Below are 24,162 nucleotides of genomic sequence, written 5' to 3'. Positions count from 1 at the left end.
GTTATTCCTTTAACTTAAACTGTGGATGAACACGAATCTAGTTTCTCTAGCCATTCACTACGATGATGTCGTAATTGACGACCGAGTAAGGCAAAGCCTGTTAACCGGCCTTGTTCATTGTAGAAACCAGCAGCAAACTCTCCGTCATGTTGTTCCACTCTCCACTCACCTGTCCCTATTGCAGGTAAAACAGAGAGCGGCAAAATTGGTGTTTTTACTAAAACAGGTGTTGATTTCAAATCCGCAGCAGTTGACTGACCTAAAAGATTATTCACTAAAGCAGGTAATGCTTGAGTGATTGGATTGATATAAGGCGCCCACTGACCATTCACTTCCGCACAATCTCCCAAAGCAAAAATCGTAGGATCGCTACTGCGGTGATCTAGTCCCGTACAGATTCCGCGTGCTGTTTCTAGGCCAGCGGCTTGAGCAAGTGCAATATTTGGTCTTAAACCGACTGCACTTAATACCAAGTCAGTTTCAACGGATTGACCATCCTGAAGAGTTAATTGGTAATGACCGTTTGCAGATTGAATAGAACGGATACTATTTTGTAATTTCCACTCTACGCCTAACGCACTTAGCGCATTTTGTAGTGCATGACCTAAAGGTTCTGGAATAAGACGTTCCATCGCCCATTTACCTAGCCCAACAACGGTAACTTTGACACCATGTGCAGCTAAATCATTAGCGAACTCACAACCAATCAGACCATCCCCCAGAATTGTGACATGCTGTTTATTTGATAATCGCTGACGAAAACGGCGATAATCTGCGAGATCATTTACGCTTAAAGTTGCCGCTGTAGAATCCCCATCAATCGGAATGACGACTGGAGTTGCCCCAGTCGCAAGTACGAGTCTGCCGTAAGGATAATCACCAATTGTGGTTTGAAGCTTTTTATTAGCACGATCAATATGAGTCACTTTGGTATGAGGATAAACACGGATATTTAAGCGTTGTTCCCAACTAAGAGCGGTCTCACGGACTAAACTATCGCCATCTTTACCTAATGCCAAAGCATTCGATAAAGCAGGTTTGCTATATAAAGCCCCATCATCAGCAGTAAATACGGTAATAGACAAGTCTGCAGATTGGGCACGTAAAGTCGAAGCCACTTGATAACCCGCATGGCCACTACCAATAATCACCACGGGTTCAATCACTGCAGTTGCTGCTACTTGAGGAATTTCCTCACTTTCAACATCAGTAATATCAAGCATTTCAAAATCAGCTTTACCCACCTGACACTCTGGACACATCCAGTCATCTGGGATATCTTCCCATTTTGTTCCTGGCGCTATCCCGTCATCAGGCCAGCCTTTCGCTTCATCATAGATCCAGCCACAGACAATACATAACCACTTTCTCATCTTGTCTATTTCCTTATTTTCTTAAACATTACACGCTATGTTTCAAACGAATACCGATGTTACGAGTCTGAACATAACTGTAGATGGCTTCCTGCCCTTTTTCACGACCAAAACCTGATAAGCCCACGCCACCAAACGGTGTTTCAATACCACCTGCAAACCATTCATTAATAAAGACCTGACCTGCAATAAGACGATTTGCAACTCGGAGTGTTTGATTTAGATTTTCACCAAACACACCAGCGACAAGACCGAAGTCCGTGCCATTAGCAATCGCAACGGCTTGGTCTTCATCATCAAAAGGCATGATCACCATTACAGGACCAAACACTTCTTCCTGAGCAATCGACATATCTGCTTTTGCTTCAATAATCGTAGGTAAGACAAAATAGCCGTCTAGATCTGCAGCTTGACCACCCGTTAAGATTTTTGCACCTTCTTCACGAGCCTTATCAATCATGCTAAGAATCTGTTGCTGCTGATCTTTAGAAACAACTGGTGTAAGTTCCGCATTACTTTCACCAATGCCTATTGTTAGGTTTTCTGCCAGATGAATAACGGCTGCCTTAACTTCTTCATAGCGACTACGCTGTACTAATAACCGTGACATTGCTGAGCAGACTTGCCCAGAGTTATAAAAAATTCCGACTTTAACGCTACGTAGTAACTGCTCTAGATCAACATCTGAAAAAGCGATAGCCGCTGACTTACCACCTAACTCCATTACAGAAGGTGTTGCACGTTCAGCCGCATCTTTCAAAATGCGTTGGCCTGTTACAACGGAACCTGTGAATACAATCTGATTAGTCTCTTGATGTTTAACCAGATGGGTGCCAACTTCTGACCCTTTACCACACAGTAAGTTCACTGCACCTTGTGGAAAACCAGCTTGCTCAATGGCTTTGATGAGTAAAACCATTCCTAACGGCGAAACTTCAGGTGACTTAATCACCACCGCATTGCCAGCTGCTAAAGCTGGTGCAAGTGAACGTGCACAGATCGAAACAGGAAAGTTCCAAGGTACGATCTGAACCGATACACCCATTGGAATATACGAAGTGAAATCAATATAATCTTTACCTAAAGGGACTGAGATTCCTTCAATTTTATCTGCCATACCTGCGTAGTATTCGAAATAGCGAGCAGCTTCATCGAATTCTTCACGTGCCGTATCAATATTTTTACCGTTTTCACGACAAAGAATGAGAGCGCCCTCTTCTGCAATTTCACGAATGGCTGCTGCTGCTTTTAACATCCAAGTTGTACGTTGTGCAGGACGTACATCAATGAGTGCACCACTGTTTACACAACCTCTAGCCGCAGCCATTGCTGCATCTGCGTCTTCGATACTTGCACGTGCTACGGTTGCAAAAACATGAGCTGTAGCAGGGTTGATCACCTCAAATTGGTGTGCAGCATCTCGCCACTGACCATTCACATAGTTCAGGTAATGTTGCATGTTATGCCTCCAACGCAGCTTTAGCCTGAGTCGCTAACCACTTCTGGAAAAAGTGTGTTGGCAAATCCATTTCAGGAGAAAAAACACCTCCACCAAAACCTGGTGAATGACGACCTTTCTGCATATTTTCGACAGCAAAAACATCTTCAGCAAAAACGACCTTCCATGATTCTAATGTTGCTTCACGGCATGCATCATATTTGGCATTTAGAGACTCATCGCTGACGTAATATAGGCGAAGCCTTTCTATGGTCTGTTCTGGCGCAATTGGATCAATCATCATGGCAAATGCATGATCAGCTTGAATACCTAACAATACGTTTGGAAATACAGCAACATATTCTGCATGGCGTAATTGATCATCAGGCCAACTTGGGAATTTTGGTAAATGGGTGCCTGCTGTCGCTGAGAGGTTGTATTTATAACTACCCTGACCTGCAAAGCGATCTTCGAACATAATGTTGTAATGATCTTCAAGTTTGGAGTAAGTATTTAGTGCTGGATGTACCCAAGGCAAATGATAGGCTTCACAATAATTTTCAACGGTAAGCTTCCAATTGCTTTTTACTGGAAGTTCAAAATGTGACCCCACATTGCTACTGCGGATGAGCTCTAAACCATTTTCACCTAAGAAAGGTTTCCAACGCTCCACCAAAGGTGCAATATGCGATTCAAATGTTGCGGCATCGCCAGAAATATTGACGAATACCATATCCATCCAAATTGCTGAGCGAAGTGCTTTTAAACTATGTTTTTCACACTTAAACCGTTCATCTTTATGCTGGCCAATTCCACCGACATGCGGAGTACCTTTCAAATTACCATTCAGGTCATAGCTCCATGAATGGTATGGACAACGAATAACCCCTTCAATCGTACCTTCATCATGTACCAGTTGCATGCCACGATGGCTGCATACATTATGAAATACTTGAACTAAGCCATCACGGTTACGCATCATGACCAATGGCATACCCATAAAACTCACTGGCTTTACATAACTATTTTTAGGTAAATCTGAAGCAAAACCCACACACACCCATGTTTTACTTAAAATATTGTCACGTTCAAAATTAAAATATTCATTGCTGGTATAAGCCAAATTTGGCATGCCATTTGATTCAGTAATTGGATTTAAAACATTATCAACTTGCTGAACCGTAATTAATTGTTGGCTAACTCGACTATTCATCTGATGATCTCCCTTATATTTAAACGAATGCAGAACTCCCTGCGCTGAGATGATTTGCACACTCTGCTATTTCTTTCGAGATTGTGTTAAATATCGGGTTGTCCCACAAACGACTTTTTAGCTTGGTATCTATGAGTTTTAATCATGCTCTTCAGATTTATTTTTTATGACCAAATTAAATATTAAAAAATAGAGTTCTTTGAAAAATCGAAGAATGATCCATCATTAATAAAAATTGTTGCTGAGAGTTCCTTATTAGGATGAGGGGGATTCTTCATATAAATTCTCTCCCACTTGCGCGTAACGATGCTCATCCTTTTAAAAGGAAAAGGGCCTTTCGTTGCGAATTCACTACAGCCCAAAAAAGACTTATGCAAGAGCGCTAATCATCTCCCATGATTAAAACTCACGGATGAATGAGAATAAATCAGTTGAGTGTTCTTCCTCCTCATTACTACTCTGTATTATTCGCATCTGATAGCTAATAGTTTTTAGCTATTTGCAACGCATCCAAGGAGGAGTTATGCGTACAACAACAGGGGCCACTGATTCTCATTCAGTCGTTTCAATAATTTCAAAAGTATTTGTAGTTGCATTCGTTATATTTTGTGCTGTTTTCGCAGATTCCGCGGGAAAAATATTCGCCGATCTATCCAGTGTTTTATTACACAATATGAAGTGGTTTATTTTGTCTTCTGTATCGGCAATGTGCTTTTTCCTGCTGTATGTGATGTGTAGCAGATACGGCTTACTTAAAATCGGGAAAGATACAGATAAACCTGAATATAGCTATTTTGCATGGATCTCCATGCTATTTTCTTGTGCTATGGGGGTTGGTTTGGTGTTCTGGGGTGTCGCAGAACCGATGAACCATTATGCAAGCAACCCATTCACCAAAGGCTTAACCGATGAAGCAGCCAGCATGGCAATGCAAATTTCCTATTTTCATTGGGGTTTACACGCCTGGTCCATTTATTGTTTAGCCGCTTTAGCCATTGCCTACTTTTCATTTCGCAAAGGCTTGCCCTTTTCATTACGTTCAGTTTTGCATCCCATCATTGGTGATCGTATTTATGGTCCAATCGGGCATATCGTTGACATACTTGTGATTATTATTACAACCTTCGGCATTTCTCAAACGCTCGCCATTGGTGTATTACAGATTAATGCGGGCTTGCATAAAGTTTTTGATATAGAAGTCAGCGTTACTGTTCAATTTATTCTCATGATTTCATTGTCGAGTATTGCAACCTTCTCGGTTGTGCGTGGTATTGGCACAGGTATGCGCCGTCTTTCAGAAGTTAATATTATCTTATCCATCCTACTCATTTTGATTCTGATGTTTATCGGCCCTGCACGCTATATCACCAATTCATATATCGAAGGCATCGGTAACTATACATCGCACTTTATTGGGATGAGTTTATGGAGTGATGCCCAAAAAGATTCAGAATGGCAAAATTGGTGGACCGCGTTCTACTGGTTATGGTGGCCGACATGGGCGCCGTTTGTAGGGATGTTTATTGCCAAAATTTCTAAAGGACGTACCATTCGCCAACTCATTTCAGGTGTGCTAATTGTTCCAACTTTAGTGACTTTCTTTTGGTTTGCAGTATTTGGTGGTTCAGCCCTCAAAATTGAACAAGATGCCCGTAAAAGTTTTGAACAACAAACCGCATTGATTGAAAATCAAATCGTGCCATCTGCGGATACGATTGCATCTCAAACATCAACAGTCACACCTGCTGCTGTTGAATTTAAGGGTGGACCCATTGTAAAAGCAACTCAACAAGATAATACGCTGGCTGTATTTGAATTATTTAATGCCATAGATAGTGGATTATTCGGATCAATCCTCAGTATGGCGACCTGTTTGTTACTGATTACCTATCTCGTTACTTCACAAGATGCGGGTACCCATGTACTGTGTTTTCTAGATACGCGTTCCGAAAAGGATACACCTATTCGTATTCGAATCATTTGGTGTCTATTCGTTACCGCAATTAGTTTAGGTTTACTCTATGCTGGTGGCCTAAAAACAATTCAAGCCGCTGTTATTCTGTTTGGCTTTCCAATTATCGTTTTCCTCACCATTTCAATGTTTGCCTTAATGAAGGCATTTAAACAGGAAGATATTGCTAATATTGGTGTTGTGCCAAAGCATCCAGCAAGTGAAACCAAAATTTAACTTTCTGGAATCTACATATAAAAAAGAGAACCCTTTTTAAGCGGTTCTCTTTTTTATAGCATAAGCTGGAAAAGCTGTTTTCGCTTAAATATATTGCTAGTCCATTAACAGCTCATTCAAACCTTTCTGCCCAACTTGCCCTGGCAACTGCTCTAAAAGCCAATGACGGAACTGTTTGACTGTAGAAGGAATAACCCCTCGATCAGTAGGTTCTAACATACAGAAATTCGCTTGGGTGCGTAATACGGTTTCAACAGGACGAACCAATGCCCCACTTTCTAAATAATCATCGACTAGAGAACCCCATGCCAAAGCTACACCCTGCCCATTAACAGCAGCCTGAATGAGTAATGGGTAATTATTAATATTGACTCTGCTTTTGGGCTTGAACATCGGATATCCCACCAAAGCAAACCATTCAGCCCAATTTACCCAATCCTTTTGCGATTCATCCAAAGACAATAAACTCTTTCCAAAGATATTTTCAGGGCTTTTATCCTGAAATTGAGCAAGATAAGCAGGACTACAAACAGGAAAAACTTCTTCAGGGAATAAAGGCGTAACTTTCATCTCGATTGGTGGTACTTTGCAATAAAATAAAGCTAGGTCACAATCCATTTTATGCAGGTCAAGAATATTCTCAGTGGTTAATATTCTTAAATCAATACCTTCATTTTGTTGAAAACTCGCAACTTTGGGTAATAACCACAAGGCTGCCATAGCATTGGTTGTAACAACAGTCACCTGATGCTCACCCTGCCATTTTTTAATTTCGGCTGTTGCCTGAGACACATCCTGTAAAGCACTGTATATCGTTTGATAATATTGTAAGCCTGTGGGCGTTAAAACAAGATTGCGATTGGCACGGACAAATAACTCCTTCCCTAGATATTCTTCGAGTTGCCTAATCTGACGACTTATTGCACCTTGAGTCACATTCAGTTCATTCGCAGCCTGCGTAAAACTCAGATGGCGTGCTGCTGCCTCAAATACAATCAAACTGTTCATGGGTGGCAATGGTTTAATTCTCATGGACGCTCCTTATTTGTCCTCTATGTCGATGTCGAACACCTGTGTTAACCAGCTTGTTCAAGTAAAGGTGGTTAAAGGTTCAAACGGACTTCCTTGTGATGTCACTCAATTAACTTATTATCTAAGTCATAAATTATTTCATTTTTTTAATTTCGATAAAGTCTCATAAATCACAATCGATAAAAAGTGAGAAAAACAAATAGATGCATGAGTTTTTCTCATTCAAAATAATTTTCCCAACATAAAAACAAAAAGGGCTGAATTTTCAGCCCTTTTTAACAATCAATTTACAACTTACGCATCCGTATTCAACGCCACACTCGGCTGAGCATTTCTCAACTTACGTTGCTTTACATAATACGCCAGCATCAAACACAGAATCCATGCGGGAATCATCATGACCGCGATCCGCATATCTGCAGTCATTGACATCACCACAAGAATACTAAGCATAAAAATAATGCATAGATAATTACTGAATGGATAAGCAATACTTGGGAATTTGGTGGTTAGCCCTTGTGCTTGCATGGCCTTACGGAACTTTAAATGCGTCCATGAAATCACCACCCAGTTAATCACAATCGCTGCAACCACCAGCATCATTAACAAACCAAATGCTTTCTCAGGAAATGCATAGTTCAACAACACACACAGTACAGTGACAAATGCAGATACATAAACAGCATTGGTCGGAATACCACGTTTATTGATTTTCTTAAGGAACTTAGGTGCATTACCTTGTTGAGCCAAGCCCAATAACATACGGCTACTGCAATAGCTGGTTCCGTTATAAACAGATACAGCCGCAGTTAAGATCACAAAGTTCAACATTGTTGCCACACCTTGGCTATCCAATGATGCAAAGACCATCACGAATGGGCTACCACCTTGCGCCATTTGGTTCCAAGGGAACAGTGCGAATAAGATGAAAAGCGTTGCAATATAGAAAATCAAAATACGATAGATAATTTGATTCACTGCTTTCGGCAAAGTTTTATCAGGATCACGTGCTTCTGCCGCAGTAATACCAAATAACTCGATGCCACCAAAAGCAAAGATGATCACCGCCATGGCCATCACTAGACCTTCTACACCAAATGGAAAGAATCCACCCAATGCCCAAAGGTTACTGATACCAGCCTGTGGCCCTGCTGTTCCTGTTGCAAGTAAATACGAACCAAAACCAATCATGGCCAAGATTGCTAAAATTTTGATGATAGAGAACCAAAACTCCATTTCACCAAAAAATTTGACATGCAAAAGGTTGATACCGTTAATTAAGATAAAAAAGGCCAATGCCGAAACCCATGTCGGGATTTCAGGCCACCAATATTGAATGTATAACCCAATCGCTGTGAGCTCAGCCATACAGACCAGCACATTGAGTACCCAGTAGTTCCAGCCAGACATAAAGCCTGCGAAAGAACCCCAGTATTTGTACGCAAAATGACTAAATGAACCACTGACTGGCTCTTGTACCACCATTTCACCTAGCTGTCGCATCATTAAAAATGCAATAAGCCCTGCAATCGCATAACCCAGAATGACCGATGGGCCCGCCAGCTTAATCGATTGTGAGATACCTAGAAACAAACCTGTGCCAATCGCACCACCTAGCGCAATAAGCTGAATATGCCGATTGCTTAAACCTGGGTTCAGGTTTCCTTGCTCCTGTTTTGACATATGATTATTCTCATCCGTGTCGCGTAATTTTTCTGTCTAAAATTACGTATATCATAAGTTAATCACAAATGCCTATATCTAACTCGAAAAATAATTAATTCACTTTTCGAATAACCGCGCATATAAACAGAAAATTCAATAAATAACAAATATTATGAATAATGTAATTAAATTATGTATTGCGTAATTAATTATTTTCAGTATGATAGAAATTAAGACGCAGGGATTTTTGCTCTAAGCAAACTAGAATTGGCAGATAAAAACTTAAATATCAATTTATCTTTCAATTACTTAATCAAAATACTCCCTAACAAACTAGATTAGACCAACAGAATTAAAGACAAGGAAAGCGAATCATGGCCCATCATTTAACTTCTTTTCTTGAGATTGATGCCCAATCAGATTTCACAATACATAATTTGCCATACGGTATTTTTAGCGAGACCGCACAAGCTGAAAAGCGCGTTGGCGTTGCAATTGGTGAATGGGTGCTTGACCTTGCCGCATTAGAGCAAAAAGGCTTATTACAGCTCACGACAGCAAACTGCTTTAATCAGCCGACACTGAATAAATTCATCGAAACAGGCAAACAAAATTGGCATACGGTTCGCAGCACTTTACAAAGCTTATTGTCTGCGGAAAATCCAACCTTACGTGATGATGCAGATTTACGTCAGCAAGTGTTGTTTAAACAAGAAGATGTGGTTTTACATTTACCGATTCATGTTCCTGGCTATACCGACTTCTATTCATCAAAAGAACATGCCACCAATGTCGGCACCATGTTTAGAGATCCTAAAAATGCGTTATTGCCGAACTGGAGCGAACTGCCTGTCGGCTATAACGGTCGTGCCAGTTCTGTGATTGTTAGTGGTAAAGACATTGTGCGCCCTTCAGGCCAAATCAAATTACCAAATGAAGAACGCCCAGTGTTCTCGGCGACACGTAAACTCGACTTTGAATTAGAAACCGCTTTTATCGTGGGTAAAGCAACTGAATTGGGTGAGCCGATTGCAATTGAAAACGCATGGGAACATATCTTCGGCATGGTGTTGCTGAATGATTGGTCAGCACGTGATATTCAACAATGGGAATATGTCCCTTTAGGCCCTTTCAATGCCAAAACCTTTGCCAGTGCCATCTCACCTTGGGTGGTGACCATGGAAGCGCTTGAGCCATTTAAAGTCAAAGGTCCAGAGCAACAGCCACAACCATTGGGCTATTTACAAGAAAACACCGCAAATAGCTATGACATTCACCTTAGTGTTGAAGTGCAAACACCTCAATCAAAACAAGCCGATGTGATTTGCCAAACCAACTTTAAATATATGTATTGGTCAATGTCACAGCAACTGACTCACCACACCATTGCAGGCTGTAATGTACAAGTCGGCGATTTAATGGGTTCAGGCACAATTTCAGGCCCAACTGAAGATTCTTATGGCAGCTTACTGGAACTGACTTGGAATACCACCAAACCGCTCAACCTTTCCAACGGCGAAAAGCGTGGCTTCTTGGAAGATGGTGACCGTGTCGTGATGAAAGGCTACTGTGAAAAAGATGGAATTCGCGTAGGCTTTGGCGAAGTTGCCAATACCATTTTACCAGCACGTCACTTTCGTTTTAATCAACAAAAGGACGAGCGTTATGAAACTGTATAGTTACTTTCGTAGCTCTGCGGCTTATCGGGTACGTATCGCGCTTAACCTGAAAGCATTGCCCTATGAAACTGAAGCAGTGCATCTTGTTAAAAATGAGCAGCAACTGGCAAGTTATCGTGCCCTCAATCCAAGTCAGTTGGTGCCGACACTACTTGACCAAGATCAGGCCTTTACTCAGTCGCTCAGCATTTTGGAATATCTGGAAGAACGTTATCCAGCCAAAGCGCTGTTACCCAAAGATCTGATTGAACGTGCCAAAGTCCGTGCCTTTGCACAAAGCATTGCCTGTGATATTCATCCGATCAATAACCTGAGAGTGTTGAAGTACCTGCAAAACGATCTTGCGATCAGTAATGAGCAAAAAACACAGTGGTACCGACATTGGATTTTAGAAGGCTTTCACAGCTTAGAAATGCAATTACAGCATTCCAATGGGCAATTCTGTTTTGGCTCACAGCCGACTTTTGCCGACTGCTGTTTGATTCCTCAAGTCTACAACGCCAAGCGCTTTAAAATTGATTTAAGTGCTTTTCCCAAGATTGAGTCGATCTACCAACATTGCTTAACCCTTCCTGCATTCTTGAATGCGACCCCAGAACAACAACCAGATTGGGAATAGAGATAAAAGGAGTTTTATCATGAGCTTTGCAATTAAAAAAATTCACCATGTGGCTTATCGCTGTAAAGATGCGAAAGAAACCGTCGAATGGTACAAAAAAATGCTGCATATGGATTTCATTCTGGCCTTTGCAGAAGACCATGTGCCATCCACCAAAGCCTTTGATCCGTACATGCATTTGTTTTTAGATGCAGGCCAAGGCAATGTATTGGCATTTTTTGAACTACCGACTCAACCAGATATGGGCCGTGATGAAAACACACCACAATGGGTACAACATATTGCTTTTGAAGTGGAAGATTTAGATGCACTGATGGCAGCAAAAGCACATCTCGAAGCCAATGACGTGAAGGTATTAGGGGTGACCAACCATGGTATCTTCCATTCGATTTACTTCTTCGATCCAAATGGTCATCGTCTGGAACTGACCTATAATGACGTCCATGCCGATGCCAAGATTGCACGCATTACCGAAGAAATGAAATTAGAAATGCTGGATGAGTGGAGTCGTACCAAACGTGCACCACACCATACTCATTTCTTACACGAAGATGAACTCGGTGCATAAATCCAGTTCCATGAATTTGGCATTAGCATTGTAAAATGTTAATGCCTTTTTTATGGTCTAAATTTAAAGCATTTTGTATGTTTTTAAGGCATAGTAGGCTCAGCAAAATAGCGTGCAATCTCTCTAAAAACAATTGTATGCTTATGCAATTCACCGATTTGATTCATTTAAAAAGATGATTTCTATTTTGCCAACTGCTCAGGCATTATGTGCTGGATGTAAATTGTCCATGATTGACAGCAACAAACACGGCGTGAAAGCACGCAGCTTAAGGGTTATTGAATGATTGAAGAAAAGTTATCTGGTGGGGTTCAATCACTTGAGGTCGGCTTAGCCGTACTGAATGCCCTTTTAGAGCATAACAAACCCATTATATTAAAAGACCTATCCAGCAAACTGGATATGCACCCTGCCAAGGTACACCGTTATCTGGTCAGTCTGATTCGCATGAATTACGCCAAGCAGCTCACCGATGGTCAGTATGCCTTAGGCGATCAAGCATGGCGTTTAGGCTTGAACTGTATCCAGCATACCGATGTATTACAGCTGGTTCAGCACCTGATTTATGAATTACAAAACAAGATTGGCTGTGGTATTCAAATCAGTAAATGGTCGCCTAAAGGGCCTTTAGTGGTGCAATCGATTGAATCTAACCATCCTATTTCAATCGTGACCAAGGTTGGTTCGATCATGCCATTGGTCAATTCAGCAGCGGGTCGTGTGTTCGCTTCTTATATGCCTGAAGCCGTGATTAAGCCACTCATGCAAACGGAATGGGAAAAAGCGGCGCATAACCATTACCCAATTAAACCGACCGATTGGGATGAGTTCTTAGTATTAAAAGAAAATGTTCTGCAACATGGCATGTCGATTGCTCAGGGTGATCTTTTGGTCGGGATTAATGCAGTGGGTCTACCGATCTTTAATGCACATCATTCAATGGAGTTTTGTATTGTGGCATTGGACAGTGAAATGTTTTTCTCGGTTCATGAAGGCAGCGAGAACTTAGAACTGTTTAAACGTGAAGTTGCAGCAATCAATCAATATATTCAAACCCGTTAATTTTTCATCCATATAAAAAAGCCAAGAAGCAAACTTCTTGGCTTTTTTGTTTCAAGCTTTGAGCTGAATTATTTTGCTTCTAGTACACCACGGCGGATCTGGTCACGTTCGATGGATTCAAACAATGCCTTGAAGTTGCCTTCACCAAAGCCATCATCATCTTTACGTTGAATAAATTCAAAGAACACAGGCCCAAGCATGTTTTGCGAGAAAATCTGCAACAACAGTTTTTTCTGACCATCTTTGGTATTGCCATCTAACAAGATACCGCGTTTTTGCAGTTCTTCCGTTGGCTCGCCATGATTAGGTAAACGCTCTTTCAACATTTCATAGTAGGTTTCAGGTGGTGCGGTCATAAACTGCATGCCGATCCCTTTTAGCTTGTCCCATGTTGAAAGCAGGTCATCGGTAATAAACGCGATATGCTGAATACCTTCACCATTGAAATCTGCCAAGAACTCTGCAATTTGACCGTTGCCCTTGTCTGAATCTTCATTCAGTGGAATACGAATCATGCCATCTGGCGCAGTCAAGGCTTTAGAGGTTAAACCTGTATATTCACCTTTGATGTCAAAGTAGCGGATTTCTTGGAAGTTAAAGATTTTTTCGTAGAAGTTCGCCCAATACTCCATACGTCCTTTATAGACGTTATGGGTTAAATGGTCGATTTCGTTCAGGCCTGCACCTTTTGGATTTCTGTCCGCATCATCAAAGAAAATAAAGTCATTTTCATAAATATCACGATCCACAAGGAAAATTGGCATGCCACCAATCCCTTTGATCGCAGGGATATTTAATTCCATTGGCCCAGCTTGTGAATACATCGGCTCTGCACCAAGCTCCACGGCTTTGCTAAATGCTTTGGCTGCATCACGGGTTCTAAAACCCATTGCACAGGCTGAAGGACCATGTTCTTTAAAGAAGAATGAAGCATAAGATTCAGGCTGGTAGTTCAAGATAATGTTGATATTACCCTGACGCCATAAATAAACTTTTTTAGACTTATGCTTTGCGACTTTAGAAAAACCGATGGTCTCAAAGATCTGATCTAATCCGTTTTCCGTCGAAACAAATTCAATAAAAGCAAAACCACATAGTTCTAATGGGTTATCTAAAATGTCCATCTAGTTTCCCTTATTTAGATAAATTCATCCGTTTAATGCTCTGTATAGGTCTTATTCTTCAATTGCTTAATCGCTATCTAAAAGCATCAACCTATACATGCGTTATCAGAAAAGGCGACCGGTGTTTTTATAAGTATGTAAAAGCATCCGTGTTAAAGCCCTTTCCGTCCATAAGTCAGCCAAATGAAGAAATCATGATTCTTGATCTTGGCTCTCAGCTATAAATTCATGCTACAAGAAAGTCTAAATTTATGCAATACATAATTGAATTATGTTATGTGTAATTTTATTACTATTTGGCTCTGCCAATAAAGGTCGCTATTAAAGAATAATTGGCGATATCTCTAAATCAGACTATGGTCTCAAGCTGATAGGAATAAATGTATTGTGAGTAGACTGCCTGTCTTATTTCCTTAACAAAGTTCGATTAGCTTAAACCTATGAGCTACGTAGGCGAATGAGATAGACATGACGCAAACTTCGATTTTAGAACAGTTAACTCAACTCATTGAAAGCTATAGTCATGAGCATAGTGGTAGACCACAAAAGATCTTAATTGGTTATAAGGCCTATTATGACTTGATGGGAAATTCGAGTTTTGCCACTGAGGTCACTGACTCGGCTTTGAACCCGAATAAAAGAAAGTATAAAAAGATTAAAATAAAAGTCACCAAAGATGACTATCAGCTTGAGCTAGAGTAATTTTTTTGCCTTGAGAAATACCTTTTCCTACATTCTTTCATAAAGCATAACACCCCACCAAAACAACAATTAAAAGTTGTGGGGTGAATAATAAATATTGAATTAGATCATATCAGCACGAAGGTCTTGATCACTCTCTTTTACTCTTAGTTTTAAAACACGGTTCCTTAAAAATTTGCTTATCGGACTTTGTTTTTAATGTCTTTTTTCAGAAAAAAACCGCATGCAGTCTAAAATTCACCAAAGAAACATGATCCGTTCATTTTAATCTTTTTCTAAGTTTGCTATTCATCATCTCCCGAAAGTTATTTTTATAGAACCGACCAACCTTCCAATTACTTCAGACTAATTTCGACGCTTGACTTCAGTTAGATTAAATTATATACATTAATAATGATACGTTTCGTATCATTATACAAAACTACAAAAACAGGTGTATAAAATGGTAGGACTAATTGGAATAGTCTTGTCCTTAATATTGTTGATGTATTTAGCATATAAAGGATTTAGCGTAATCGTACTTGCGCCCTTACTGGCATTATTTGCTGTCGCATGGAGCGGTCTCAGCGACCAACTACTTGGGTTTTATTCCCAAGTGTTTATGACAGGTTTAGGCGGTTATATCATCAAATACTTCCCTCTATTTTTACTAGGTGCGGTATTTGGAAAATTAATGGAAGATTCTGGCTCTGCACAAACCATTGCCAATTTCTTTGTTGAAAAGCTTGGTCATCATAGAGCGATGCTTTCGATCGTGCTGTCTTGTGCAATTTTAACCTATGGAGGCGTTTCACTTTTTGTTGTCGGTTTTGCAGTTTTTCCGATTGCTTCGGCATTATTTAAAGAACTCGGCATTCCTAAACGCCTGATCCCCGCAGCGATTATGCTAGGTGCACTCACCTTTACCATGACCGCATTACCAGGCACACCCGCAATTCAGAATGCAATTCCAATGCCTTTTTTTGATACTGATCTCTATGCTGCACCTGGTTTAGGTGTTTTAGCATCTATCTTTATCTTGATCACAGGCATGTGGTGGCTCAATCGGCGAGTTAAAAAAGCGGATTTAAGTCTCGAAGGATATGGCAACCATCTCGAAAGTCATCTTGAACAAAATCCAACGAGTGCAAAACCAAGTCTTATGGTCGCGTTTATTCCAATTTTCATAGTGATTGTGAGCAACTTAGTCCTCACTAAACTGATCTTACCTTCACTGGATACCGCCTATTTAGCAACGGATCAATTTGGGAATACCTCACTTAATTCAGTGATTGGATTATGGGCAATCATATGCGCCTTGGTTTTGGCTTGTTTAAGTATCATTGTTCTCAACTGGAAGTCTATTGTTGATATCAAAAACTCAATTCAACAAGGTGTTTCCTCATCTTTTTTACCTATTTTTAATACCGCCTCAGAAGTCGGTTATGGCTCAGTGATTGCGTCTTTGACAGGCTTTATTATTTTACGAGACTTTCTTGTCGGCATTGCTCCCAACAACCCACTCATTTCAGAAGCAATCGTGATCAATGTATTAGCAGGTATCACGGGTTCTGCTTCGGGTGGTTTGAGTATTGCGCTGAATACAATGGGAGAAACCTATAAGGATTTGGCCTTCCAACATGGCATTTCATTGGAACTGATGCATCGAGTTGCCTCTATGGCTTCCGGTGCACTGGATTCACTTCCTCACAATGGTGCTGTGATTACCATCATTACCCTGTGTGGTTTAACCCATAAACAATCTTATTACGACATGTTCATTGTCGCCGTCATCATTCCATTGATTGCGCTAAGTGGCGTGATCACATTGGGAACAATATTCGGTTCATTTTAAAAACAATCAATTTTGACTTTAATACGGAGAATTAAAAATGTCATTTTCAACACACCTTCCAAGGATTATGGAAATTGGAAAAAATGCGAGAGCTAAGCTTCCAATGATTCTAGAAAGCTTAGGCGCAAGCAAGCCACTGATTATTACCGATAAAATGATGGTTTCACTTGGGTATATCAAGAAAATTCAAGACCTGTTAAAAGCAGCACATATAGACAGTGACTATTTTGATGAAACCATTCCAGAGCCGACCTCTAGCTCCATAGAAGCAGGTGTGAAATATATTCAGGCACAGCAGTATGATGCGATTATTGCGATTGGTGGTGGCAGCCCAATCGATAGTGCCAAAGCGATTAGTATTTTAAGCAAACACGGCGGTGACATCTCTGATTATAAATTCCCTAGACAAGTCAATGAGCTAGGTCTGCCCATCATTGCCATTCCAACCACCGCAGGAACAGGCTCCGAATGCACGCGTTTTACCATTATTACCAATGATAAAACCAGTGAGAAAATGCTGTGTGCTGGGCTCGGTTTTCTACCAATCGCGGCGATTATCGACTACGAACTCACCCTATCTCTGCCTCCACGTACCACCGCAGATACAGGTATTGATGCACTTACCCATGCCATCGAAGCTTATGTCAGCAAGAAAGCCAGCCCATATAGCGATGCACAAGCGCTTGCAGCGATGAAACTGATTGGTCCAAATTTACAGATCGTTTATCACCAACCCAACAATGAACGAGCACGTGAAAAAATGATGCTTGGCTCTACTTTGGCAGGTATCGCTTTTTCAAACGCCTCTGTTGCACTGGTGCATGGTATGAGCCGACCCATTGGTGCTTTCTTTCATGTTCCGCATGGCTTATCTAATGCAATGCTGCTTCCTCTTATCACAGAGTTTTCTATTCAGGCAGCACCAGAACGCTATGCCGATTGTGCCAAGGCAATAGGTTGTGCACATGCAGATGATCCGATTGAGGTCTCCAATCAAAAGCTCATCAAAACCTTAATCGCGATTAATCAAGATTTGAAAGTCCCCACATTAGCTGAGTTCGGGGTCGACAAACCATATTTTGATGAGGTCGTTCAGACCATGGCTGAGCAAGCACTGGCCTCGGGTTCACCATCCAATAACCCTATCGTGCCGACGCTTGAGCAAATGGTCAGCTTGTATCAACAACTTTGGTCAGCATAAAAATCTTTCATTTTTTATAACAGAGGATAAATTCACATGGAACTCATTGGACATTTTATTCAGGGTGCAATCAATACAGCACATACACGTACGCAAGCCGTCTATAACCCTTCATTAGGCATACAAACAAAAGAAGTCGCACTTGCCAGCAAAGCAACCGTGGAGGAAGCGATTGCAGCGGCAGAAGCGGCTTTCCCAGAGTGGCGCAATACCCCAGTGATCAAACGGGCTCGCGTCATGTTTAAATTTAAGGAATTGCTGGAAAACAATGCTGAAAAAATCTGCCAACTGATTGGTGAAGAGCATGGCAAAATTGGACATGATGCCACAGGAGAATTACAACGTGGCATCGAAAATGTTGAGTATGCTTGTAGTGCCCCCGAATTTTTAAAAGGTGAATTTAGTAAGAATGTCGGACCTGCAATCGACTCATGGAGCGAGTTTCAACCTTTAGGGGTTGTTGCAGGGATTACCCCATTTAACTTTCCAGTTATGGTTCCATTGTGGATGTTCCCAATGGCCATTGTGTGTGGAAATACTTTCGTGCTTAAACCTTCCGAGCGTGATCCATCCTCCACTTTATTTATCGCTCAACTGCTTAAAGAAGCAGGGCTTCCTGATGGTGTATTAAATGTTGTGAATGGAGATAAAGAAGCAGTCGATACCCTACTACATGATCCGCGTGTTCAAGCGGTTAGTTTTGTCGGTTCTACACCGATTGCAGAATATATCTATAAAACCGCGACTGCGGCAGGTAAACGCTGTCAGGCACTGGGGGGCGCAAAAAACCATGCCATTGTCATGCCCGATGCAGATTTAGATAATGTAGTCAGCTCTTTATTAGGTGCAGCATTTGGTTCATCTGGCGAACGCTGCATGGCACTTTCAGTCGCAGTCGCGGTAGGTGATGACATTGCCGATCAAATGATTGCAAAATTATCCAAAGAAATCGATTTACTCAAATATGGTCCATATTCCAATAAAGACAATGATTTTGGTCCAGTGATTACGGCGCAACATAAAGCCAAAGTAGTCAACTATATTGATAGTGCAGAACAACAAGGCGCCAGCGTGATTGTCGATGGTCGAAATGCAGCGCCTGAAGGCTATGAAAATGGTTTTTATGTTGGTGCAACGCTAATTGATCAAGTAACACCAAATATGACCAGCTATAAAGAAGAGATCTTTGGTCCCGTACTGCAAGTCATCCGTGTAAAAACCATGCAGGAGGCAATGGACCTGATCGACAATCATGAATATGGAAACGGCACCTGTATTTATACCCGTGATGGAGAAGCCGCACGCTATTTTAGCGATAATATTAAAGTGGGAATGGTCGGCATTAATATCCCACTTCCAGTGCCTGTGGCTTATCATAGTTTTGGCGGTTGGAAGCGTTCGCTGTTTGGTGATTTACATGCCTACGGACCAGATGGTGCTCGTTTCTATACGCGTCGTAAAACCATTACTCAACGCTGGCCAAGTACCAATGTTCGTGAAGGTGCTCAATTTTCAATGCCGACACTCAACTAATTTATTTACTCACTAAAAAGAGTGAGCATTCAGCTCACTCTTTTTAAACATCAATCAATTTATTTAAATCACTTGCTGCCTGACGTAATAAAGGCTCATACGCCACTAGATCTTCAAGAGACTTTCTTATTGTGGGTGCATGTACATAAAGACAGGCCACAATGGTACCAGCTCTTTGAATCGGGACTGAACAAGCCACCATCCCCGAAATAAACTCTTCATTATCCGTTCCAAGTTTATTCAAAAAAATTTGCTCCAGATTTTCTTCAAGTAATACTGGATCGGTAATGGTATTTTTGGTGAGTTGTACAATCGGGAGATGTTCTAATATATTTTTCCTGCGATTCACAGGCTGAAAACTTAAAAACAGTTTTCCACTCGATGTACACCACAGAGGTACTGTCGCACCAACGGGTAAATACACCTGTAGCGGCCAATTCGCCTGAACCCTGTCGGTGTAAAGCATTTGATTATCACTGAGTATTGCGATACCACAGGTTTCATTAATCTGATCAGATAGTTTTTGCAGGATTGCCAAGCGTTCCATCTTTCGAGGTTCCTGCTCCCAAGCATTCATCAGCAGCTTATAGGTGCGATCACCTAAAATATAACCACCATACATATCCGTCTTCACAAACTTTTCTTGTTCTAAAGTTTGCAATAAACGATGGATACTTGGCTTTGGGATATCCAACTCTACTGAAAGGTCTAAAGGTGATGGTGGATGTTTTGCAGTTGAAATTGCCTCAATAATGTCTAAAACCCGAGTAATTGATGAACCTTTTTTATTCATTTTAAGTCCCAAAACCTGCATATCGCCAATTTCTTTTCGAATACAGCACATCTATATTTATGAAAGTTACCAATATTCAAGATAGTAATCGTGTTAGGAACATGGATTCAAGTCATTCTTCCGCTATAAACAGGAAAGTTACTTTCCAATAAAGAATCAAATAAGCTGGCTTATAAGAGAATAATTCTCATATCTAACAATTCATTACTTGAGCTTATGTGTGCTTCTTGGCATCGTTTGTCAGTTGCTTCATTATGGGAATCTCCTGCCGATGGCTAGTCCAGCGCAAGCTATAAGACATAAATTACTTAACACTTTCTTTTCAAGACATTCTGTTTGGTTTCTTTGTATTTTTACTGCTTTAACCATTACTTGGTTTAAATTTACCTATACCCCACATACCATTTATTATTTTATATCCGATACGCTTTTAAACGGTCTTTGGTTAGTCACTGGATTACTCAGCATTGTTGGTTTACGCGATCTATTGCAAAAGAAACATGCCATCTTAAGAAACTATCCAATTTTGGGTCATTTTCGTTTTCTGTTTGAAGATGTTCGCCCTGAAATTCGTCAATATTTCATAGAATCAGATCAAGACGCCCTGCCTTTTTCACGCATGCAACGCAGCCTTGTTTATCAACGTGCAAAAAATGAAAATGCAGATAAACCGTTCGGTTCAATTATAGATGTCTATGATCCAAACTATCGCTTTATTGTGCATTCAATTGCCCCTTGCCCACCTGCAAACCCAGAATCTTTCCGTGTGCTGATTGGTAATGCGCAATGTAGCCAGCCTTATAGTGCATCGATCATGAATATCTCTGCGATGAGCTTTGGTAGTTTGAGCGCCAACGCAATCCGAGCTCTTAATAAAGGCGCGCATTTAGGCAACTTCTACCACGATACAGGTGAAGGTAGTCTAAGCCCATACCATTTAGAGCATGGTGGCGATATTGTCTGGCAAATTGCTAGTGGTTATTTTGGTTGCCGTACAGCTGAAGGCTTATTTGATCCAGACAAGTTTGCACAGCAAGCCAAAAATCCGAATATTAAAATGATTGAGGTCAAGCTCTCACAAGGCGCGAAACCAGGTCACGGCGGTATTTTACCCAAGCATAAAATCACTGAAGAAATTGCCCGTATTCGTGGTATTTCCAGAGATCATGACTGTGTTTCCCCTTCTAAGCACCCAAGTTTTAACACCCCAATTGAAATGATGCATTTCATCCAAAAACTCAGAGAGCTTTCAGGCGGTAAACCTGTTGGCTTTAAATTATGTATTGGCCAACCATGGCAATTTATGAGCATTGTCAAAGCCATGCTCGAAACCAAAATTGTGCCTGACTTTGTGGTGGTTGATGGTTCAGAAGGCGGAACTGGCGCAGCACCAATCGAATTTAGTGACTATATTGGTACGCCGCTTAGAGAAGGTTTGCGCTTTGTGCACAATACACTGGTGGGTGCAGGACTTCGTAGCCAAGTCAAAATTGGTGCCAGTGGCAAAATGATCAGTGCCTTTGATATTGCCAGCACCTTTGCCTTAGGTGCAGACTGGGTTAATTCTGCGCGTGGCTTTATGTTTGCGGTAGGTTGTATCCAAGCCCAAAGTTGTCATACCAATCAATGTCCTGTTGGCGTTGCAACGCAGGATAAAGATCGCCAAAAAGCCATCGATGTTCCAAGTAAAGCTGAACGTGTATTTAACTTCCATAAAAACACGCTACACGCCTTATCTGAAATGATTGCAGCTGCAGGTTTACATCATCCATCCGACATTAAAGCGCATCATTTGGCACAGCGTATGAATGATCGTGAAATCAAAAACTATGCACAGATCCACTTCTTCTTAAAAGAAAATGAATTACTGCATAGCGATTTAAATGATGACGAGAATTTCTACTATCGTATGTGGAAAATGGCGGATGCCAATCAGTTTTAATATAAACGCTTAAGCAAATAAAAATCACCACTAGTAATAGTGGTGATTTGGTTTTGCATGTAAGAAAGCAGGAATTAAGCCTGTCAGCGCAGCACGAATATCAGCACGTTCATTAATTAATTGATGCGAACCTTCTTCCAACATCAATAAAGTCTGCAATCTAAACTTACGGCGAATATACTCAATGTTATAACGCCAATCTACGGTTTGATCTAAAGCACCTTGTGCGAGCCAGACAGGAATACGACATGCTGGTCGCTGTTCCATTTCCAGCATCCATTTTGACATCGCCAAAATCCAGTCCATGCCCATCATTCGAGGTTGCAAGGGATCTTTTAAACGAACAAAACGTAGAAACTCTGGATTATGGTTATTACGACGGAAATGTCGTGGCACTTGGCTTTTGATCCGACGAATAATGCCTAGACCAACTGAGTTATGCCACCAAGCCGTTTTTGCAGGTCGGATCAATGGAGACAACAGCAATACACGGTCAACAATAGGATCTTCTCTGCGCTCTGCATATTCAAGTAAGTGATGCATCCAAATTGCACCACCTGTACTTTGCCCAATCCCTAACCATGGCTTTGGTAATTGTTTCGCACCACGCACGGCATCATAAACTGCATGTAACACTTGCTGATAATGATCAAAATTCTGAATACTGGCTGGTGAGCCATTGCTTAAACCATGTCCAGGTAGATCGTAAGTGACGATGCTAAAGCCCTGATCTAGAATCTCTTTAATAATCGGTTGGTAAATACCACTATGTTCCAAATAACCATGTAGCAAACACACGGTACCTTGGATTTTTTGTTGTTTGGGTTGAAATACTTGGACATGTACGCGGAACAATGGCATTTCTACATAGCCCTGCCAATGTTCACAGTCCAATAAATGTAAGCCATATAATTTACGATAGGCTTGTAATGGTTTCGAAATTTCAGTAATACCAGATAAATCCAAAGGTTCAAGCACCTGTGGTGTTGTCTCTCGATTGGGTACAGGTAAATCTAATTGCTTTAAAATTGTCGGATTTAAAAATGGAAGATCAGACATTATGGTATCTCTCGACAATCACTTGAGCCAAATAACATATCACGTATTGTTGCCAACATTTCGTAGTTGGCACGACGGCTATGATCATAGTTTTGTTCACTTGGACGCCATTCGGTTAACTTTGTTGGCATCGGAGCAACCACAGGAATCGTTTCAATTCCATTCAAGGCAAACAAACGACGAGTACGCGGCATGTGGTATTCATCAGTAATGAGGATCACTGTTGGTGCACCGCCTTTCTTTTGCAGCAATAAAGAACTGAATCGCGAGTTTTCACAAGTATTCATACTGCGATTCTCAAGTAGCTTCGCTTCAACACCACGTTCTTTTAACCATGCTTGCATATAAGGTGCTTCAACACCACTCAGTACAATTGGTAATGCATATTTCTTCTCGACTTGTAATGTTTTTTCCAAGCGCAAGCGAGTGTAATTATTCACAACAATATCTTTACCATTTGCCCCAAGCGTCAACCCGCCACCCAATACGACAATTGCATTCGGCTGCGAAATACTTTGTTGCTCGGCCGCACTATCTTTGTTTTTTTTGAGTTCAATCAAATCCTTATTGGTCTGATCTTTGTCATCCTCGCTCACAGGCAATGCGATCGGATAAGTTTCTAAAAAGGCAATATACTTCCCCATGAGTGCCTGATTATCAGGTGTATTCCATTGCAAAAAGTCCAATGGCGTATTGATCACAACTGCAGAACTCTCCTGATCCTGATCAGGCTGCTGTTCACTCATTAATGGAATATTCGGTTGCTTTTTCTCATCTTGGTTTTCTTTTTCTTGCTCTTCAGCAATCAATTCTTGCAGCAATTTATAACGCGCTTGAATTAACCTTAAATCCTCTGATTTTTCAGATTGAAAGGTTTTTTCCATAAGCTTCAAATAAGCCTGACGAGCAATCCATAAATTCGAACCTGGCTCAAGCGTTTCATGTTCACTTAAGGCTGCTGGTCGTTGACTTTGTGCCGCCACTTCATTGACATCTACAGGGACAAAACGATTCAAACCTTTTACAACAAACTGTGAGTAAAAAGGTGAATATAAAAAAAGTACAAAACAGCCTAATAGCACGAATAATATAGTAATTACCCGTACTAAACTGACCATCCAATGTACTTTCGCCATA

Annotated in this window: 19 protein-coding genes and 1 pseudogene; 10 read left to right on the top strand and 10 right to left on the bottom strand. The window is 41.0% G+C overall.

Annotated elements, in window-relative coordinates:
• Positions 1–14: 14 nt before the first annotated feature.
• The 4 genes and pseudogenes from F902_RS10575 to F902_RS10565 form a co-directional block, all read right to left on the bottom strand.
• Positions 15–1,223 carry an NAD(P)/FAD-dependent oxidoreductase gene (locus F902_RS10575; protein ID WP_228129748.1) on the bottom strand — a complete coding sequence of 403 codons (1,209 nt, stop codon included), beginning with the start codon at positions 1,221–1,223 and terminating at the stop codon, positions 15–17.
• Positions 1,212–1,373: pseudogene (locus F902_RS22885) on the bottom strand (rubredoxin); the annotation flags it as partial. The gene F902_RS10575 and the pseudogene F902_RS22885, both read right to left, overlap by 12 nt.
• A gap of 28 nt (positions 1,374–1,401) precedes the next feature.
• A complete protein-coding gene (locus tag F902_RS10570) occupies positions 1,402–2,832 on the bottom strand; it encodes an aldehyde dehydrogenase family protein (protein ID WP_005203284.1) in 1,431 nt (476 codons plus the stop codon).
• A gap of 1 nt (position 2,833) precedes the next feature.
• On the bottom strand, positions 2,834–4,024 hold the full coding sequence (locus tag F902_RS10565; protein WP_005203283.1) for an aromatic ring-hydroxylating oxygenase subunit alpha: 1,191 nt from the start codon (positions 4,022–4,024) through the stop codon (positions 2,834–2,836).
• Between the two features lie 523 nt (positions 4,025–4,547).
• On the opposite strand from F902_RS10565, the gene F902_RS10560 reads away from it, so the two are divergent.
• Complete coding sequence (locus tag F902_RS10560) at positions 4,548–6,212, top strand: BCCT family transporter (RefSeq protein ID WP_005203281.1); 1,665 nt, start codon at positions 4,548–4,550, stop codon at positions 6,210–6,212.
• 96 nt (positions 6,213–6,308) lie between these two features.
• On the opposite strand, the gene F902_RS10555 is transcribed toward F902_RS10560, so the two are convergent.
• Positions 6,309–7,244: a LysR substrate-binding domain-containing protein gene (locus F902_RS10555; RefSeq protein WP_005203280.1), complete on the bottom strand. Its 936-nt coding sequence runs from the start codon at positions 7,242–7,244 to the stop codon at positions 6,309–6,311.
• A 294-nt stretch (positions 7,245–7,538) separates the two neighbouring features.
• On the bottom strand, positions 7,539–8,927 hold the full coding sequence (locus F902_RS10550) for an amino acid permease (protein WP_005203279.1): 1,389 nt from the start codon (positions 8,925–8,927) through the stop codon (positions 7,539–7,541).
• Between the two features lie 356 nt (positions 8,928–9,283).
• Here F902_RS10550 and fahA point away from each other — a divergent pair, with 356 nt between their 5' ends.
• From fahA to F902_RS10530, 4 genes are all read left to right on the top strand, one after another.
• Entirely contained in the window at positions 9,284–10,588 is a 1,305-nt protein-coding gene (fahA, locus tag F902_RS10545) for a fumarylacetoacetase (protein ID WP_005203278.1), read from the top strand.
• The gene (gene maiA, locus F902_RS10540) at positions 10,575–11,207 is read left to right on the top strand and encodes a maleylacetoacetate isomerase (RefSeq protein WP_005203277.1); all 633 of its coding nucleotides are present in this window, start codon (positions 10,575–10,577) and stop codon (positions 11,205–11,207) included. Before fahA ends, maiA begins: the two co-directional genes overlap by 14 nt.
• Before the next feature lie 19 nt (positions 11,208–11,226).
• Positions 11,227–11,775 (top strand): VOC family protein, encoded by a 549-nt coding sequence (locus tag F902_RS10535; protein ID WP_004653219.1) that lies wholly within the window; start codon positions 11,227–11,229, stop codon positions 11,773–11,775.
• Between the two features lie 282 nt (positions 11,776–12,057).
• A complete protein-coding gene (locus F902_RS10530) occupies positions 12,058–12,837 on the top strand; it encodes an IclR family transcriptional regulator (RefSeq protein WP_005203276.1) in 780 nt (259 codons plus the stop codon).
• 68 nt (positions 12,838–12,905) lie between these two features.
• On the opposite strand, the gene hppD is transcribed toward F902_RS10530, so the two are convergent.
• Positions 12,906–13,961, bottom strand: coding sequence for a 4-hydroxyphenylpyruvate dioxygenase (gene hppD / locus F902_RS10525; RefSeq protein ID WP_004807569.1), 1,056 nt, complete (start codon positions 13,959–13,961; stop codon positions 12,906–12,908).
• A 468-nt stretch (positions 13,962–14,429) separates the two neighbouring features.
• On the opposite strand from hppD, the gene F902_RS22795 reads away from it, so the two are divergent.
• From F902_RS22795 to F902_RS10505, 4 genes are all read left to right on the top strand, one after another.
• Positions 14,430–14,663 (top strand): hypothetical protein, encoded by a 234-nt coding sequence (locus tag F902_RS22795; RefSeq protein WP_004653215.1) that lies wholly within the window; start codon positions 14,430–14,432, stop codon positions 14,661–14,663.
• 442 nt (positions 14,664–15,105) lie between these two features.
• Positions 15,106–16,497: a GntP family permease gene (locus F902_RS10515; RefSeq protein WP_005203275.1), complete on the top strand. Its 1,392-nt coding sequence runs from the start codon at positions 15,106–15,108 to the stop codon at positions 16,495–16,497.
• A gap of 37 nt (positions 16,498–16,534) precedes the next feature.
• Positions 16,535–17,698, top strand: coding sequence for an iron-containing alcohol dehydrogenase (locus F902_RS10510; protein ID WP_005203274.1), 1,164 nt, complete (start codon positions 16,535–16,537; stop codon positions 17,696–17,698).
• 36 nt (positions 17,699–17,734) lie between these two features.
• Positions 17,735–19,231: a CoA-acylating methylmalonate-semialdehyde dehydrogenase gene (locus tag F902_RS10505; protein WP_005203273.1), complete on the top strand. Its 1,497-nt coding sequence runs from the start codon at positions 17,735–17,737 to the stop codon at positions 19,229–19,231.
• A 43-nt stretch (positions 19,232–19,274) separates the two neighbouring features.
• On the opposite strand, the gene F902_RS10500 is transcribed toward F902_RS10505, so the two are convergent.
• A complete protein-coding gene (locus tag F902_RS10500) occupies positions 19,275–20,024 on the bottom strand; it encodes an IclR family transcriptional regulator (protein ID WP_005203272.1) in 750 nt (249 codons plus the stop codon).
• Positions 20,025–20,295: 271 nt separating this feature from the next.
• Between F902_RS10500 and F902_RS10495 the strand changes: the two genes are divergently transcribed.
• Positions 20,296–21,966 (top strand): FMN-binding glutamate synthase family protein, encoded by a 1,671-nt coding sequence (locus F902_RS10495; protein ID WP_005203271.1) that lies wholly within the window; start codon positions 20,296–20,298, stop codon positions 21,964–21,966.
• Between the two features lie 30 nt (positions 21,967–21,996).
• On the opposite strand, the gene F902_RS10490 is transcribed toward F902_RS10495, so the two are convergent.
• Both F902_RS10490 and F902_RS10485 read right to left on the bottom strand, forming a co-directional pair.
• On the bottom strand, positions 21,997–23,025 hold the full coding sequence (locus F902_RS10490) for an alpha/beta hydrolase (protein ID WP_005203270.1): 1,029 nt from the start codon (positions 23,023–23,025) through the stop codon (positions 21,997–21,999).
• Positions 23,025–24,161 (bottom strand): YdcF family protein, encoded by a 1,137-nt coding sequence (locus tag F902_RS10485; RefSeq protein ID WP_005203269.1) that lies wholly within the window; start codon positions 24,159–24,161, stop codon positions 23,025–23,027. The genes F902_RS10490 and F902_RS10485 overlap by 1 nt, the downstream gene beginning before the upstream one ends.
• Position 24,162: the final 1 nt, after the last annotated feature.

Origin of the sequence: Acinetobacter higginsii, assembly GCF_000369525.1 — a bacterium.
Lineage (GTDB): Bacteria > Pseudomonadota > Gammaproteobacteria > Pseudomonadales > Moraxellaceae > Acinetobacter > Acinetobacter higginsii.
This window is presented reverse-complemented; position numbering and strand designations above follow the sequence as displayed.

Excerpts from the sequence above, each read along its gene's own strand:
- F902_RS10500 (WP_005203272.1), bottom strand. The coding sequence starts at position 20,024 with ATGAATAAAAAAGGTTCATCAATTACTCGGGTTTTAGACATTATTGAG.
- F902_RS10490 (WP_005203270.1), bottom strand. The coding sequence starts at position 23,025 with ATGTCTGATCTTCCATTTTTAAATCCGACAATTTTAAAGCAATTAGAT.
- F902_RS10505 (WP_005203273.1), top strand. The coding sequence starts at position 17,735 with ATGGAACTCATTGGACATTTTATTCAGGGTGCAATCAATACAGCACAT.
- F902_RS10535 (WP_004653219.1), top strand. The coding sequence starts at position 11,227 with ATGAGCTTTGCAATTAAAAAAATTCACCATGTGGCTTATCGCTGTAAA.
- fahA (WP_005203278.1), top strand. The coding sequence starts at position 9,284 with ATGGCCCATCATTTAACTTCTTTTCTTGAGATTGATGCCCAATCAGAT.
- hppD (WP_004807569.1), bottom strand. The coding sequence starts at position 13,961 with ATGGACATTTTAGATAACCCATTAGAACTATGTGGTTTTGCTTTTATT.
- F902_RS10565 (WP_005203283.1), bottom strand. The coding sequence starts at position 4,024 with ATGAATAGTCGAGTTAGCCAACAATTAATTACGGTTCAGCAAGTTGAT.
- F902_RS10485 (WP_005203269.1), bottom strand. The coding sequence starts at position 24,161 with ATGGCGAAAGTACATTGGATGGTCAGTTTAGTACGGGTAATTACTATA.
- F902_RS10575 (WP_228129748.1), bottom strand. The coding sequence starts at position 1,223 with ATGCTTGATATTACTGATGTTGAAAGTGAGGAAATTCCTCAAGTAGCA.
- F902_RS10570 (WP_005203284.1), bottom strand. The coding sequence starts at position 2,832 with ATGCAACATTACCTGAACTATGTGAATGGTCAGTGGCGAGATGCTGCA.
- F902_RS10560 (WP_005203281.1), top strand. The coding sequence starts at position 4,548 with ATGCGTACAACAACAGGGGCCACTGATTCTCATTCAGTCGTTTCAATA.
- F902_RS10555 (WP_005203280.1), bottom strand. The coding sequence starts at position 7,244 with ATGAGAATTAAACCATTGCCACCCATGAACAGTTTGATTGTATTTGAG.
- F902_RS10550 (WP_005203279.1), bottom strand. The coding sequence starts at position 8,927 with ATGTCAAAACAGGAGCAAGGAAACCTGAACCCAGGTTTAAGCAATCGG.
- F902_RS10530 (WP_005203276.1), top strand. The coding sequence starts at position 12,058 with ATGATTGAAGAAAAGTTATCTGGTGGGGTTCAATCACTTGAGGTCGGC.
- F902_RS10515 (WP_005203275.1), top strand. The coding sequence starts at position 15,106 with ATGGTAGGACTAATTGGAATAGTCTTGTCCTTAATATTGTTGATGTAT.
- F902_RS22795 (WP_004653215.1), top strand. The coding sequence starts at position 14,430 with ATGACGCAAACTTCGATTTTAGAACAGTTAACTCAACTCATTGAAAGC.
- F902_RS10495 (WP_005203271.1), top strand. The coding sequence starts at position 20,296 with ATGGCTAGTCCAGCGCAAGCTATAAGACATAAATTACTTAACACTTTC.
- F902_RS10510 (WP_005203274.1), top strand. The coding sequence starts at position 16,535 with ATGTCATTTTCAACACACCTTCCAAGGATTATGGAAATTGGAAAAAAT.
- maiA (WP_005203277.1), top strand. The coding sequence starts at position 10,575 with ATGAAACTGTATAGTTACTTTCGTAGCTCTGCGGCTTATCGGGTACGT.